General features: G+C 56.9%; 1 rRNA gene. It reads right to left on the bottom strand.

Going from position 1 to position 728, the window contains the following annotated elements:
- Positions 1-35: 35 nt before the first annotated feature.
- Positions 36-728 (bottom strand): 23S ribosomal RNA (locus IE061_RS17905); the annotation flags it as partial.

The raw sequence follows: 728 nt of genomic DNA, 5'->3' as shown, positions 1-728 counted from the left end.
TCGTTATCATCACGACCAGACCCCTTGGGTGTTATAGGGTCAAGCCTCACGGGCCATTAGTACACGTTAGCTCAACGCCTTGCAGCGCTTCCACACCGTGCCTATCAACCAGCTGGTCTCGCTGGGCCCTTCAGGAGGCTCTAGGCCTCAGGGATGTCTCATCTTGAAGGGGGCTTCCCGCTTAGATGCTTTCAGCGGTTATCCCGTCCGACCATAGCTACCCGGCAATGCCACTGGCGTGACAACCGGAACACCAGAGGGTCGTCCACTCCGGTCCTCTCGTACTAGGAGCAGCTCTTCTCAAACATCCAACGCCCACGGCAGATAGGGACCGAACTGTCTCACGACGTTCTAAACCCAGCTCGCGTACCACTTTAAATGGCGAACAGCCATACCCTTGGGACCGACTTCAGCCCCAGGATGTGATGAGCCGACATCGAGGTGCCAAACACCGCCGTCGATGTGAACTCTTGGGCGGTATCAGCCTGTTATCCCCGGAGTACCTTTTATCCGTTGAGCGATGGCCCTTCCATACAGAACCACCGGATCACTAGAACCTGCTTTCGCACCTGCTCGACGTGTCTGTCTCGCAGTCAAGCACCCTTATGCTCTTGCACTCATTGCACGATGTCCGACCGTGCTGAGGGTACCTTCGTGCTCCTCCGTTACGCTTTGGGAGGAGACCGCCCCAGTCAAACTACCCACCACACACTGTCCTCGATCCGGAT

Origin of the sequence: Vreelandella hamiltonii (genome assembly GCF_014651795.1) — a bacterium.
Taxonomy (GTDB): Bacteria; Pseudomonadota; Gammaproteobacteria; order Pseudomonadales; family Halomonadaceae; genus Vreelandella; species Vreelandella hamiltonii.
Note: the sequence above shows the minus strand (reverse complement) of the source record. Positions and strands in the feature narration are given on the sequence as shown.